General features: G+C 57.8%; 12 protein-coding genes and 2 tRNA genes. 11 read left to right on the forward strand and 3 right to left on the reverse strand.

Annotated elements, in window-relative coordinates; translation table 11 throughout:
• Nucleotides 1-19 precede the first annotated feature (19 nt).
• Nucleotides 20-1,450 (reverse strand): Glu/Leu/Phe/Val family dehydrogenase, encoded by a 1,431-nt coding sequence (locus ACR1XU_RS05565; protein ID WP_170806083.1) that lies wholly within the window; start codon nt 1,448-1,450, stop codon nt 20-22.
• Between the two features lie 425 nt (nt 1,451-1,875).
• Here ACR1XU_RS05565 and ACR1XU_RS05570 point away from each other — a divergent pair, with 425 nt between their 5' ends.
• The 3 genes from ACR1XU_RS05570 to ACR1XU_RS05580 all read left to right on the forward strand — a co-directional run bounded on the left by ACR1XU_RS05570 (nt 1,876) and on the right by ACR1XU_RS05580 (nt 4,752).
• On the forward strand, nt 1,876-3,543 hold the full coding sequence (locus ACR1XU_RS05570; RefSeq protein WP_170806082.1) for a pilus assembly protein TadG-related protein: 1,668 nt from the start codon (nt 1,876-1,878) through the stop codon (nt 3,541-3,543).
• Complete coding sequence (locus ACR1XU_RS05575) at nt 3,540-4,118, forward strand: TadE family protein (RefSeq protein ID WP_170806081.1); 579 nt, start codon at nt 3,540-3,542, stop codon at nt 4,116-4,118. Before ACR1XU_RS05570 ends, ACR1XU_RS05575 begins: the two co-directional genes overlap by 4 nt.
• 82 nt (nt 4,119-4,200) lie before the next feature.
• The gene (locus ACR1XU_RS05580) at nt 4,201-4,752 is read left to right on the forward strand and encodes a hypothetical protein (RefSeq protein ID WP_170806080.1); all 552 of its coding nucleotides are present in this window, start codon (nt 4,201-4,203) and stop codon (nt 4,750-4,752) included.
• Here the strand turns inward: ACR1XU_RS05580 and ACR1XU_RS05585 are convergent.
• On the reverse strand, nt 4,749-5,225 hold the full coding sequence (locus tag ACR1XU_RS05585; protein ID WP_480907232.1) for a hypothetical protein: 477 nt from the start codon (nt 5,223-5,225) through the stop codon (nt 4,749-4,751). The genes ACR1XU_RS05580 and ACR1XU_RS05585 overlap by 4 nt on opposite strands.
• Before the next feature lie 159 nt (nt 5,226-5,384).
• On the opposite strand from ACR1XU_RS05585, the gene ACR1XU_RS05590 reads away from it, so the two are divergent.
• Nucleotides 5,385-6,296, forward strand: a complete 912-nt coding sequence (locus ACR1XU_RS05590) for a pirin family protein (RefSeq protein ID WP_480907233.1) — start codon at nt 5,385-5,387, stop codon at nt 6,294-6,296.
• Between the two features lie 15 nt (nt 6,297-6,311).
• Here ACR1XU_RS05590 and ACR1XU_RS05595 read toward each other — a convergent pair whose 3' ends face one another.
• The gene (locus ACR1XU_RS05595; protein WP_480907235.1) at nt 6,312-6,899 is read right to left on the reverse strand and encodes a TetR/AcrR family transcriptional regulator; all 588 of its coding nucleotides are present in this window, start codon (nt 6,897-6,899) and stop codon (nt 6,312-6,314) included.
• 100 nt (nt 6,900-6,999) lie between these two features.
• Here ACR1XU_RS05595 and ACR1XU_RS05600 point away from each other — a divergent pair, with 100 nt between their 5' ends.
• From ACR1XU_RS05600 to ACR1XU_RS05630, 7 genes are all read left to right on the forward strand, one after another.
• A complete protein-coding gene (locus ACR1XU_RS05600; RefSeq protein ID WP_170677628.1) occupies nt 7,000-7,248 on the forward strand; it encodes a hypothetical protein in 249 nt (82 codons plus the stop codon).
• A gap of 124 nt (nt 7,249-7,372) precedes the next feature.
• Complete coding sequence (locus ACR1XU_RS05605; protein ID WP_480907237.1) at nt 7,373-8,659, forward strand: homoserine dehydrogenase; 1,287 nt, start codon at nt 7,373-7,375, stop codon at nt 8,657-8,659.
• Between the two features lie 70 nt (nt 8,660-8,729).
• A complete protein-coding gene (gene glpX / locus ACR1XU_RS05610) occupies nt 8,730-9,713 on the forward strand; it encodes a class II fructose-bisphosphatase (RefSeq protein WP_170616638.1) in 984 nt (327 codons plus the stop codon).
• 93 nt (nt 9,714-9,806) lie between these two features.
• A complete protein-coding gene (gene recJ, locus ACR1XU_RS05615; RefSeq protein WP_480909130.1) occupies nt 9,807-11,549 on the forward strand; it encodes a single-stranded-DNA-specific exonuclease RecJ in 1,743 nt (580 codons plus the stop codon).
• A 109-nt stretch (nt 11,550-11,658) separates the two neighbouring features.
• Nucleotides 11,659-11,733: transfer RNA gene (locus tag ACR1XU_RS05620), tRNA-Glu, on the forward strand.
• 22 nt (nt 11,734-11,755) lie between these two features.
• Nucleotides 11,756-11,830: transfer RNA gene (locus tag ACR1XU_RS05625), tRNA-Glu, on the forward strand.
• Nucleotides 11,831-12,126: 296 nt separating this feature from the next.
• The gene (locus ACR1XU_RS05630) at nt 12,127-13,866 is read left to right on the forward strand and encodes an ABC transporter substrate-binding protein (RefSeq protein WP_480811331.1); all 1,740 of its coding nucleotides are present in this window, start codon (nt 12,127-12,129) and stop codon (nt 13,864-13,866) included.
• Nucleotides 13,867-13,903: the final 37 nt, after the last annotated feature.

Here is a 13,903-nt window from a genome sequence, read left to right on the forward strand (position 1 = left end):
CCCGGATCGCCTTACTGCATCAAAGGCCCTTGGCCCGATAGCTTTTGGCAACTCTGTCGATGGCGACGATATATGCCGCAGTCCGCAGGTCTTCGACATCATCGCGGCTGTGCCAGACCTCGCGCATCGACTGATAGGCGATACGCATCGTGTCATCCAACCCCGAGCGAACCAGTTCCAGTTCGTCCGCGCCTCTGAGGTACTTGGACTTGAAGTTCGGGGACATTGACCACGCGTCGCCCAGATATCTGTCCAGCCGCTCAAGTTCGCTGACAATCAGTTCGTGGCGGGCTTCCTCCTGACGGCGCTGCATCCGCCCAAACCGGATATGGCTCAGGTTCTTGACCCATTCGAAATACGAAACGGTCACACCGCCCGCGTTGGCATACATGTCCGGAATGATAACGACGCCCTTTTTCCGAAGGATATCGTCCGCACCGGCAGTCACCGGACCATTCGCGGCCTCAATAATCAACGGCGCCTTGATCCTTTCTGCGTTGGAAAGGTTGATGACACCTTCCAGTGCCGCCGGGATCAGAATGTCACATTCGGCCTCAAGGACGGCAGCGCCCTCTGCGGTATGCGCCGCATCCGGATAGCCGCTGACGCCGCCATGTTTCACAATCCAGTTCCGCACCGATTCAACGTCGATGCCATCCGGATTGTGCAGGGCACCGTCCCGCTCAATGATCCCGATAACGCGCGCGCCATCTTCCTCGCTCAGGAACTTTGCGGCGTGATAGCCCACGTTTCCAAGCCCCTGAACAATCACGCGCTTGCCATCCAGACTTCCGGACAAGCCGGCCTTCTCGATGTCGTCCGGGTGCCGGAAGAATTCACGCAGCGCATACTGAATTCCGCGACCAGTTGCCTCTACGCGCCCCGCGATACCACCCGCGTTGAGAGGCTTGCCAGTCACACAAGCACGCGCATTGATATCCGTCGTATTCATGCGCGCGTATTGGTCGGCCATCCAAGCCATCTCACGCTCGCCGGTTCCCATGTCCGGGGCGGGCACGTTCTGCGATGGGTTGATCAGGTCGCGTTTTGCCAGTTCATAGGCAAACCGTCGGGTGATCTGTTCCAGTTCGTGTTCTTCATACTGACGCGGGTCAATACACAAGCCGCCTTTGGAGCCCCCGAACGGCGTCTCTACCAGCGCGCACTTGTACGTCATCAAGGCAGCCAGCGCCTCGACCTCGTCCTGATTGACTTCCATGGCATAGCGAATACCGCCTTTGACCGGCTCCATGTGTTCGGAATGGACCGACCTGTATCCGGTAAATGTATGGATATCACCGCGCAGGCGCACACCGAAACGGACGGTATAAGTGGCGTTGCACACCCGGATCTTCTCTTCAAGTCCCGGCGGCAGATCCATCAGGGACGCGGCCCTGTTGAACATCAGGTCAACACTTTTACGAAAGCTGGGTTCAATAATGCCGGTCATAAATTCCTCCGTACCGGAAACTGACATATGTCACGACTTTTTGTCGCACCCTTAATGAAAAGCCGCAACGCCCAACCGCACTTTTTTTCATCACTTTGTAAAAACCCGATTTCGATTCTCCGGCCACCTAGAAGATTAACGCGCCGCTGAAGTATTGTCCCTCGCGCCGAAACAAAGCGCGCTAAACCGGCGTGATTGCAGCCAAAACCCCCGGAAAATAGGACTTGCGACCGCGTTACCGCCCAATTCTCGCCATGATCCGGCGCTAAATAATAATACTTGCGAAATTCTGGTCTCAGTATGTCTGGCCGGCAGAGGGATTCGTTATGCAAAAGATTTTTTGGAAGCCAAGATCTAACAAAACGACGCAGGCAGACACCAGCCTGAAAAACCCGGAATCGTTTGTTCAGTCCGAAAGTGGGCTGATGACGATTCTAGCCCTGACCTTCATAATGATCGTCTTTGCGGTCGGTGGATTTGCCGTCGACATCATGCGGTTCGATCGCGAGCGCGCCAGACTGCAATACGCGCTGGACCGCGCTGTGCTGGCCGCAGCGGACCTTGAACAGAACCTGTGTCCCAAAGATGTGATCAAGGACTACCTGAACAAGGAAGGACTTGAACAGTATCTGGTCGGCGAGCCGGTGGTGACGCCGGACCTTTGCGGATCGAACGCAGTGACCGTCGAAGGGTATCGCCGCGTTGAGGCGCATGCCGAAATGGACGTCGCCATGCATTTCATGCAGTGGTGGGACGTCGACTCCATCAATACGACTGTCACAAGCGTCGCCGAAGAGGCGATCGGGGATGTTGAGATTTCCCTTGTTCTGGACGTCTCCGGGTCCATGAACAACAACAACCGCCTGCCGACGCTGAAGGCTGCTGCAAAGAACTTTGTTCAGGAAATGGTCGACAAGACGGAAGATGGCAAACTGTCCATTTCCATTATTCCCTATGCCACGCAGGTTGCTTTGCCTGACTATGTCATGCCGTTTCTGCAGACATCGGGGCAAAATGACCACGCCAACTGCGTCAATTTCACCACCGCTGAATTTGCCACGAACACCTTCGATTTTGGTCTGGTTCGCCCAAAAACCCTGCATTTCACGCCGTGGTATACTTATGACCGGAGGCCAACTAACGGTCTGGTTTCAAACGAAATATGCGATCGGCGGGCCGGGCGTCAAATTTCGATCCTGCAAAAGGATGCGACTGTCCTGAAAAACCACATCGACAGCTTTCAGGCTGGCGGAAACACATCCATCGATCTGGGGATGAAATGGGGCCTGACCCTGCTTGACCAAAGCTTCCGGCCGGTGGTTGCCGCTTTGGCGGGCAACCAGGTTCCCGCGGAGTTCGCCTCACGTCCGTCCAACTACGCGTCGAACGATGCAATGAAGGTTATCGTTCTGATGACCGACGGGGCGAATACGACGCAATACGAGGTCAACGATCCCTACAGAAGCGGACCTTCCATCCTGTGGTGGAACTCGGATCACAATAACTACTCGACCTACGATCACGTGCGTGAACAGTACTACTGGCACAACGTAAACTACACGGATTGGGATAGTAGCCGGGGTTGGTACTGGGGTCGTGATATCTGGCAGGACAAACCCTATGGAAACGATACTTACAACGTCTATCGCTGCACCTATCGCTCCAACGGCGTTTGCTATCAGTTCGACCGGCGTTACTCGGAAACGAGAACTGTCACAGACAACAACGGAGACCCCTCCTTCTCGGTGCAACTTGACTGGCACCACGTTTGGGAACGCACGTCCCGCCGCGCCATCCGCGACCTGTTTCGCGAAGCGCTGGGGAGAACCAACGGCGACAATTGGTACAACAATGCCGTCACTTTGAACGGATCAAGCCAGAAAGACCCCCGGACCAAGGCACTGTGCGATCAGGCCAAGGCAAACGACATATTCGTCTTTACCATCGCCCTCGAAGCGCCCCAGGCCGGTCGGGATATTCTGTGGTACTGCAAAACGGACGAGAACACCTACTATAACGCTTCTCCGGGCAACCTGCCTGACGTCTTTGCATCAATCGGGTCAAGCATCCGCAACCTGAGGCTGACACAATGATAAAAAGTCTGCGCAGAAAATATCGTCAGTTCCGCCGCGAAGAAGACGGCATGGCGACGATCGAGTTCATCATCCTGTTTCCGCTTTTCCTGATGACCACCTACTCCGGCATTGAATATGGAATTGTGGCTTACAACCACTCGAACCTTGAACGCGCCCTGGATGAAACCATTCAGGATGTCCGTATGAACCACATCTGGAAATACGACCAGAGCCCGAATGCTCAGTGGACGCATACCCTGCTGAAGCAGATCATTTGTGATCGCGCCATGGCGTTGCCGGATTGCTTTGAAAACCTCGCCATCGAAATGACGCCCATTGATCCTTATGTGGGCAACCCGATGCAAACAGCGCAATTCACATCGCCCTTCTGTGTCGACACGCCCGAGGACATTCGCGGCAAGGACGATCAGATGTTCACTCCGGGCGCATCAAACCAGTTGATGGTTATCCGCGCCTGCATTGAAATCACCCCGCTGTTCGTCGGAACAACACTGGGTCGGCTCGCGGCCAAAGACCCGGATGGTCAATACGAACTGCATGCAACAACGGTGTTTGTCCATGAACCGGCTTGAGTTTCCCCCGATCAGAACTGCATCACGGTTTCTCCGGAAATTCCTTCGGAGGGAGCACGGTGTCGCGACCATCGAAGGCATCATGGTCTTCCCTCTCCTTATGTGGTCGACATGGACGGCATATTCCTACTTTGATGGCTACCGGCAGAGCGCCAGAAACCTGAAGTCCGCGTATGCCATTGCGGATATCCTGTCGCGCGAACGCAATGCAGTGACCGAGCAGTACATTACAAACCTGTACGAGTTGCAGAAATTCATGATTGCGGACCGCTCGGACGTATCGATCCGGATTTCATTTATCCGATACGACGAACCCGATGACCGCCACTATGTTAGCTGGTCCTGCACCCGTGGTGACACCTATGACGCATGGACGGATGCCAACATCAGTGAAATTTGGAATCGTATTCCCGTCATGGCGGACAATGCGAACATGATCATCGTAGAAACCGAGGATCTCTATACCCGGCCATTCTACATCGGATTTGGCGACAATGAGTTTCCGATGGACAACTTCGTGTTCACGCAGCCGCGCGGATATCATAATATCCAAGGCCCGCAGAACGACAATGAATGCTGGACAACAGCCGACTTGCCACCTCCGACCTCGAACCCCGACATGCCCGACGCCTAAGGCGCTGCCCTTTCAGCTAGAAGCGCGGACAACATTTCGGACATGAACTTGGTCTCGGCGGCGGCAGTCATGCCGCCGACCCCCACACGATGACCCAATCGCCACCAAAGGCCTGGCGCCCAAGTGTTTTTTCCCTTGCCGGTCGTGCGAACAAGAAATCCATTTGATGGTTTGAAGGCAAACACGCCGCGATCAACAGTTTCGATATCTTCGACATTGGCAATGACCTGCCCTGCTCCGGTGCGCAACTCGGCTCGAGTCAGTTCGATCCGGTCTGTCATCGCGTTCCACATGCGATGTGCCAGCCAGAACGCCCCGCCCGCGATCACAAAAAGGAATATCTGCCATCCCAAAGCAGGTGGTGCCGCTAAGGCGACGTAAAGTACCATCGCGCCAACTGTGCCCAGCATTCCTACGCCTGCCCATCGTCTGGGTGATGATGCCTGAACTGTTGCCAGCACTTCGTCCTGCATGGGGCCCTCTTTCTTTGCCTCGACTTCCCTTACCCGCTTTGCGAAATAATGGACAGGGGGTCCCGACCTGCGCGGAGTCGCACAATCCGCGCGCGTTTTTAACAATTGACCGCGCAGGCGCACACATTACATGATTGTCATGTAAATCAGGAGGCAAAAATGTCCCTCAGGCCTACTTTGGAAACCAGACAATCCGTTCCAACACGGGAAGGCGCCGGTGTGCATTTGCATCGTGCCTTCGGGTTTCAGGACCCGTCCGAACTCGACCCATTTCTTCTTTTCGACGATTTCAGGAATGAGAACCCGCAAGACTATGAAGCAGGGTTTCCGTGGCATCCGCATCGTGGAATTGAGACCATTACTTATGTTCTGTCCGGGACCGTTGAACACTCGGATTCACTGGGCAACACCGGAACGCTTGGCGCCGGTGACGTGCAATGGATGACGGCAGGTTCGGGGATATTGCATCAGGAAATGCCACATGGAAACGCCAGCGGTCAGATGCATGGGTTTCAGTTGTGGGGGAACCTGCCCTCTGAACAGAAGATGACTGCACCCCGGTATCAGGACGTTCAAAGCCGGGAAATCCCCGAGATCACGGATGATGACGGCACCACGGTTCGTGTGATCATGGGTACGTTCTGGGGGAAAACCGGCCCTGTCGACGGCATTGCGGCTGATCCGCAATACCTGGATATCCGCATCCCGGCAGGCGTCAAAAAGACTTTTCCCATCGACACTTATCGCCGTGCCTTCGCCTATGTTTTTGATGGCCAGGCCGCGTTTGCCGACGCGTCACAACCCACCGGCGTTCTGCTCGAGAAAGAGGTGGCGGGGCAAGAGGTCAACATTCGCGACATGTCAGGCAACCGGACGCTGGTCCGCTTTGGGTCTGGCGACGAAATTACGGTTCAGGCGGGGCCGCAAGGAGTTCGGTTCCTGCTGATCTCCGGTGCGCCGATCAACGAACCAGTCGCCTGGCATGGGCCAATCGTCATGAACACCCGGGCCGAGCTGAAACAAGCCTTTGAAGAGCTTCGAAACGGAACCTTCATCCGGCCAGCACACTAAGGACGGGCGGGCAGATCACGTCGCAACGGCGCGACAGACCATGTCCCAATAGATCTGCTCGACCTGATCCAGTGACAACCTCCCGCCTGCCCGATACCAGGTCATCACACCATTCAGCATTGCGATCACAGCAAAGCTTGCGATCCTGGTGTCAGGTACTTTGAACAGGCCGGCGACTTGACCGTCACGCAAAATACCTTCCAGTGAATCCTCGTACCTGCGTCGCAGATCTTCGATTTCCGTGAAATTCTCGGGCGTCAGGTTTCGCAACTCCATATAGGCTATGAACACTTCGTCCGGTCGTTCCAGGTGAAAGCGAATGTGAAATCCGACAAAGCGGCGCAAGGCATCGTGTGGATCATCGGATTTGTCCTGTGCCTCATAGGCCGACAGAAGCTCCTGCATGTGATCACGCATCAGACGGAAAAGCAGACTTTGCTTGTCTGGGGTGTAGTTATACAAAGCACCGGCCTGCACACCCACCTCGGACGCGATCTGGCGCATTGAAACCGCCGCATACCCATGTCGGGCGAACAATGCCAACGCTGCCTTGCGGATCCGCGGGCCGGTTATGTCAGAATGTGAACCTTGGGTACGAGCCATAGGCCGACAGTATCTGAACGTTTGTTCAAATAGAACCCCGCTTGAACCGAACGGGCAAAAGGTGCATCACAATGGCGACTGCAACAACAACCGGCTTGTCATGAAACCCCTGCCCCTGCTGTTTTTGATGCTTGTCTGCGCCGCATGCGCGGACATTCCTGAACTGGAAGGCAGCGAGTCGCCAACCGTGCGCAAGTCCACGTTTCCCCGCTTGATCCCGCTGAGCGAAGCGTTGGGCCCACCGGTTGATCCCGTAAGCGAAGCGGCCGAGGTCGAAGAGGACCTGAATGCGCGTGCCGAAGCGCTGGCGAACAAAGCTCAGGCTCTTCAGAACGCAGAAATCGACTGATTGCCGGATTTCATTGGCCGCGCTGTCCTCTGACGCATTGCACCGACCCCATGAACCCGCTAAGGCAGCGCCTGACGGATGAAAAATCCAGACTGGCGAATACGAGCGGAAAGGAATCCACCGAATGACACAGGCGCTGCGGCTGGGAATTGCTGGCTTGGGGACCGTCGGCGTGGGTGTGATCCGGATCGTCCGCAAGCATGCGGATCTGTTGCAGGCCCGGACCGGCAGACCAATTGAAATCGCGGCCGTTTCTGCCCGGGATTCCGGCAAGGATCGCGGTGTCAACCTGTCCGACTACGCCTGGGAAAGCGATCCTGTTGCGCTGGCCCGCAGAGACGACATTGACGTTTATGTCGAGCTTATGGGGGGCGAAAACGGCCCGGCTCTGGCCTCGGTCGAAGCGGCGCTGGAGACCGGTAAAGACGTTGTAACCGCCAACAAGGCGCTGCTGGCCGTCCATGGTCAGAAACTGGCGGAGCAGGCCGAAGCTGCAGGCCGTGTCATCCGGTTCGAGGCGGCGGTCGCGGGTGGCATTCCTGTGATCAAGTCCCTGACCGAAGGGCTTGCCGGGAACGACATCACCCGTGTCATGGGCGTGATGAACGGAACCTGCAATTACATTCTGACCCGGATGCAGTCCCAGGAATTGGGATACAATGCGCTGTTCGAAGAATGCGCCCAACTTGGGTATCTGGAAGCTGACCCGAACCTGGATGTGGGTGGCATTGACGCGGCCCATAAACTGGCGCTTCTGTCCTCGATTGCCTTTGGAACCAAGCCGAATTTCGACGGGATCGAGATCGAGGGTATTCAGCATATCAGCCTGGATGACATTCATCAGGCGGACGACATGGGATACCGGATCAAGCTGCTGGGCGTGGCACAGCGTACCCGGCGCGGGCTGGAACAGCGCATGCAGCCCTGCCTGGTGCCAAGCGGCTCACCTCTGGGGCAACTGGAAGGCGGCACCAATATGGTGGTGATCGAGGGAGACTCGATCGAGCAGGTCGTATTGCGCGGTCCCGGTGCCGGTGAAGGCCCAACTGCCAGCGCTGTCATGGGTGACGTTTGTGATCTGGCCCGTGGATTGCATATTCCGACATTCGGCCGACCGGCCTCGACGCTGCAAGAGGCTACGCCTGCGCGAACCGGATTGCCCGCGCCCTATTACCTTCGCCTTGCCCTGTTGGACAAACCCGGTGCGCTGGCGAAAGTTGCGGCCATTCTGGGTGACGCCGGAGTTTCCATCGACCGGATGCGCCAGTATGCCCATTCGGAAAACACGGCACCCGTCCTGATTGTAACTCATAAAACCACGCGCGCGACACTTGATGTGGCGCTGGAGGGGTTCAGGTCCACTGATGTGGTTTCGGGGGAACCTGTCGCGCTGCGCATCGAAGAGGTTTGACCCTTGCGGCCTGTGCCAGACGCAGGCTATGCCGGACAGAACGCCTTTATTGACCCAAGGATACCGACACATGAACGCTGCCAAGACCGATTTCAACGACCGAATGCTTTCTTTGGGCCTTGCCCGTGTGGCTGAACAGGCCGCGCTTGCATCCGCCTCGCTTGTCGGACGGGGCGACGAGAAAGCCGCCGATCAGGCCGCCGTCAACGCAATGCGTGAGCAGTTGAATCTGTTGGACATCGCAGGTGTCGTCGTGATCGGCGAAGGTGAGCGTGACGAAGCGCCGATGCTTTTTATCGGCGAAGAGGTCGGTACCGGAAACGGCCCCGGCGTCGACATTGCGCTGGACCCGCTTGAGGGCACGACCCTGACCGCCAAGGACATGCCCAACGCGCTGACCGTGATCGCAATGGGCCCGCGCGGGTCGATGCTTCATGCCCCGGACGTATACATGGATAAGCTGGCCATTGGCCCTGGGTTCCCGGAAGGCGTCGTCAATCTGGACATGAGCCCGCGGGAACGCGTCGAAGCGCTGGCAAAGGCCAAAGGCTGTGATCCGGCGGACATCACCGTCTGCATTCTGGAGCGCCCGCGTCATGAGGCCATGATTGCCGAAGTTCGTGACACCGGAGCCTCGATCCGACTGATCACTGACGGTGATGTGGCCGGTGTCATGCACTGCGCAGAAAGCGAAGAAACCGGCATCGATATGTATATGGGCCAGGGCGGCGCACCCGAGGGCGTTCTGGCAGCAGCTGCGCTGAAATGCATGGGCGGGCAGATCTTTGGCCGCCTGCTGTTTCGCAACGATGACGAGCGCGGCCGCGCCGCCAAGGCGGGCATTACCGATCTGGATCGGGTCTATGCGCGGGACGAGATGGTGACGGCGGACGTGATTTTTGCTGCGACCGGCGTAACCGGCGGCTCACTGCTACCGCGTATCAAACGCGAGCCGGGCTGGGTTGAAACGACCACTTTGCTGATGCGGTCGAAAACCGGTTCGGTGCGGCGTATGTCCTATCGCACACCGATGTGGCCACATAGCGACGCATAGCGGCTTGCGCCGCTGCCTCCGGCGGGAGTATTTGTAAAAAGATGAAGAGGCCGGATCCGCGAGGGTCCGGCCTTGGCGCATAAGGGGCATGGGATGAGCTTTCTTGGGGTCGAGCAGTCATTGACCGGACGCCGCTGGATCGGACCTACGCCGGACATCGAGCGGGCAACAGAAATGCTGGTGCAGCAGGCCGGGTTGCCCCGTGCTGTCTGTCAGGTGCTGGCGCGGCGCGGCGTGCCAGCGATGGAAGCAGCAGGATTTCTTGAGCCCAAGCTGAAAGAACTGCTGCCGGACCCGCGTTCGATGCTGGATATGGAGAAGGCAGCAACGCGGTTCTTACAGGCCGTCAGGGCGCGGCAACGGATCGCCGTGTTCGCGGATTACGATGTGGACGGCGGAAGCTCGGCCGCATTGTTGCTGGTCTGGTTGCGACAGATGGGGATCAGCGCCACGCTTTATGTCCCGGACCGCATCGACGAAGGCTATGGGCCAAATGTTCCTGCCATGCAGACGCTGGCTGCTGAACACGACCTGATCATTTGTGTCGATTGCGGAACGCTGAGCCATGAGCCCATCACGGCAGCCAACGGCGCGGATGTGATCGTTCTGGACCACCACCTTGGCGGAGAGACCCTGCCCGACTGCGTCGCGATCGTGAACCCGAACCGGCAGGATGAAAGTGGCGATCTGGGGTATCTTTGCGCGGCGGGTGTCGTTTTCCTGATGCTGGTCGAGGCCGGGCGGCAATTGCGCGACGCCGGTATCAAAGGTCCGGACCTGATGTCGATGCTGGATCTGGTCGCCCTGGCGACGGTTGCGGATGTCGCACCTTTGATCGGCGCCAACCGGGCCCTTGTTCGTCAGGGGCTCAAGGTCATGGCCAGACGTCAACGCCCCGGGCTTGTTGCACTGTCGGATGTGTCCCGCATGGACGCGGCGCCCAATTCCTATCATCTTGGTTTTCTGCTGGGGCCTCGTGTCAACGCCGGTGGTCGCATTGGTCAGGCCGATCTGGGTGCCCGCCTGCTGAGCACGGAATCGACAGCTGAAGCCGAGGCTTTGGCGCAGCGGTTGGATGAGTTGAACACCGAACGGCGTGATATTGAAAACGCGGTGCGTGCCGCTGCGCTTGATCAGGCGGAAGAACGCGGACTGGATGCGCCGCTGGTCTGGGCAGCGGGTGAAGGCTGGCACCCCGGCGTCGTGGGCATCGTTGCCTCTCGCCTTAAGGAAATGGCGAACCGCCCGGCCGTTGTCATCGGCTTTGACTGGGATGAGGGCAAGGGGTCTGGTCGATCCATATCGGGCATCGATCTGGGTGCTTCGATCCAGAAACTTGCCGCCGAGGGTCTGCTGGTCAAGGGCGGTGGCCACAAGATGGCGGCGGGTCTGACGGTCATGCGCGATAAACTGGACGCGGCGATGGAACGGCTGAGTGAATTGCTGGCCAAACAGGGGGCCGGTCAGGGCGGCCCGGCGGATCTGAAGCTGGACGGTGCTTTGATGCCCGGCGCGGCCTCGGTCGAGCTGATCGAACAGATCGAAAAGGCCGGTCCGTTCGGCGCCAGCGCCCCTGCCCCGCGTTATGCCCTGCCTGAGCTTCAGGTGCGGTTTGCCAAACGCGTCGGCGAGACGCACCTCAAGCTATCATTGTCCGATGGGCTGAACGGCGGTCTGGACGCCATCGCATTTGGTGCGTTCGACGGCCCCATGGGCGAGAAGCTGTTGAATCACGGAGGAGCCCGCTTTCATTTCGCGGGCCGACTTGAGGTCAACACATGGGGCGGACGCCAAAACGTTCAGCTTCGGCTTGAGGATGCTGCCGAGGTAAGTTGAAGGCTGTTTCCTGACCCTGAAAGCACCGCCAAAAAAGTTTCACATCCCTGCGTTTTTCGGCTTGCGGGGGTGGGAGGTAAACCGTAAAAGGCCCTCCACAAGCCAGCGTGGCCCGTTCGTCTATCGGTTAGGACGCCAGGTTTTCAACCTGGAAAGAGGGGTTCGATTCCCCTACGGGCTGCCACTTGTGCTTGACTGGACCAAGTGGCCCGTTCGTCTATCGGTTAGGACGCCAGGTTTTCAACCTGGAAAGAGGGGTTCGATTCCCCTACGGGCTGCCATTTGCACTTTCCTAAATCAAAGTTTCAGAACCAAATATCTGGCGCCTGGTCGCTGGTTCACTTGAGGTTAGGTCAGTTGTTCTCCGGACTTTGAGTGCTCTTTCCCGATTCCGGCGCAGTCAGCAATCCTTGCCGTGACCTCTCCCGAATTCCTCTTTCAATATAATAAAAACAAATAGTTACGCATCTGCATTTTCATTTACTAAAAAATTAGTTTGACAGGCGCGCGAAAAATCGCTGATGGTATCTGACATCCGGTTCCCACCGGAGAACCATAAATTTTTGGGAGGAGACAGATGCGGAGACATCTACTTTCCGCAGTGGCGGCGGCTGCCGTCATTGCGGGGCACGGTCCTGCTTGGGCCGACGAAGCCGCAGCACAACGCTGGATCGACGACGAATTCCAGCCATCGACCCTGTCGAAAGACGAACAGATGGCTGAAATGCAGTGGTTCATCGAAGCTGCACAGCCTTACGCGGGCATGGAAATCAACGTCCTGTCTGAAGGCATCCCCACTCACTCGTATGAATCCGAGGTTCTGACCAAGGCATTCGAAGAGATCACCGGCATCAAGGTCAATCACCAGATCCTTGGTGAAGGCGAAGTGGTTCAGGCCGTTCAGACTCAGATGCAGACCGGCCGGAATCTGTATGACGGTTACGTCAACGACAGTGACCTGATCGGTACCCATTCCCGCCTGCAACTGGCCTATCCGCTGACCGACATGATGGGCGGCGACTGGGCGGCGACAACCTCGCCGACGCTGGATCTGGATGACTTCATGGGCATTCAGTTCACCACCGGTCCGGATGGCAAGTTGTATCAGCTGCCCGACCAGCAGTTCGCGAACCTTTATTGGTTCCGCAAGGACTGGTTCGACGATGAAGCCAACAAGGCCGCGTTCAAGGAAAAGTACGGCTATGACCTTGGTGTTCCGGTCAACTGGTCGGCCTACGAAGACATCGCCGAATTCTTCACCAACGACGTGAAGGAAGTCGATGGCGTCGCGATCTACGGCCACATGGACTACGGCAAACGCGCGCCTGACTTGGGCTGGCGTATGACAGACGCATGGCTGTCTATGGCGGGCGCAGGTGACGTCGGTGAGCCTAACGGTATTCCGGTCGACGAATGGGGCATCCGCATGGAAGCGGGCACCTGTAACCCAGTTGGCGCTTCGGTGTCGCGCGGTGGTGCTGCCAACGGTCCGGCTGCGGTCTACGCGATCCGCAAATGGGACGAATGGCTGCGCAACTATGCGCCTCCGGGTGCGGCGTCCTACGACTTCTACCAGTCGCTGCCGGCGCTGAGCCAGGGCAACGTGGCCCAGCAGATCTTCTGGTACACCGCCTTCACCGCCGACATGGTGAAGCCGAAGTCCGAAGGCAACAACACCGTGGATGACGAAGGCACACCGCTGTGGCGGATGGCGCCCAGCCCGCACGGCCCCTACTGGGAAGAAGGCCAGAAGGTTGGGTATCAGGACGTGGGTTCCTGGACTTTCCTGAAGTCGACCCCCGAGGATCGTGCTCAGGCAGCGTGGCTCTATGCCCAGTTCGTGACGTCCAAGACCGTCGATGTGAAGAAGTCCCATGTGGGTCTGACTTTCATCCGCGACAGCTCGGTTAACCACGAGTCCTTCACCGAGCGCGCACCCAAGCTGGGTGGTCTGGTCGAGTTCTACCGCTCGCCTGACCGTGTGGCATGGTCGCCGACCGGCATCAACGTTCCGGATTATCCGAAGCTGGCCCAGATCTGGTGGCAGCAAATCGGTGACGTGAACTCGGGCGCCTTCACCCCGCAAGAGGCGATGGACCGTCTGGCTGAAGAGATGGACATCACCATGGCCCGTATGCAGGCCGCGGATGAAAGCGCCGGTGTCTACGGTGGCTGCGGCCCGCGCCTGAACGAGCCGCAGGATCCTGCCTTCTGGCTGGAAAAAGCGGGTTCGCCCAAAGCCAAGCTGGAGAACGAAAAGCCGCAGGGCCAGACCGTCAACTATGACGAACTGGTTAAGCGCTGGCAGTCCCAGTAACAGCAACATCGTAGGCCGGGCTCAAGCCCGGCCTACC

The sequence above is a fragment of the Ruegeria sp. D1(2025) genome (assembly GCF_056536425.1).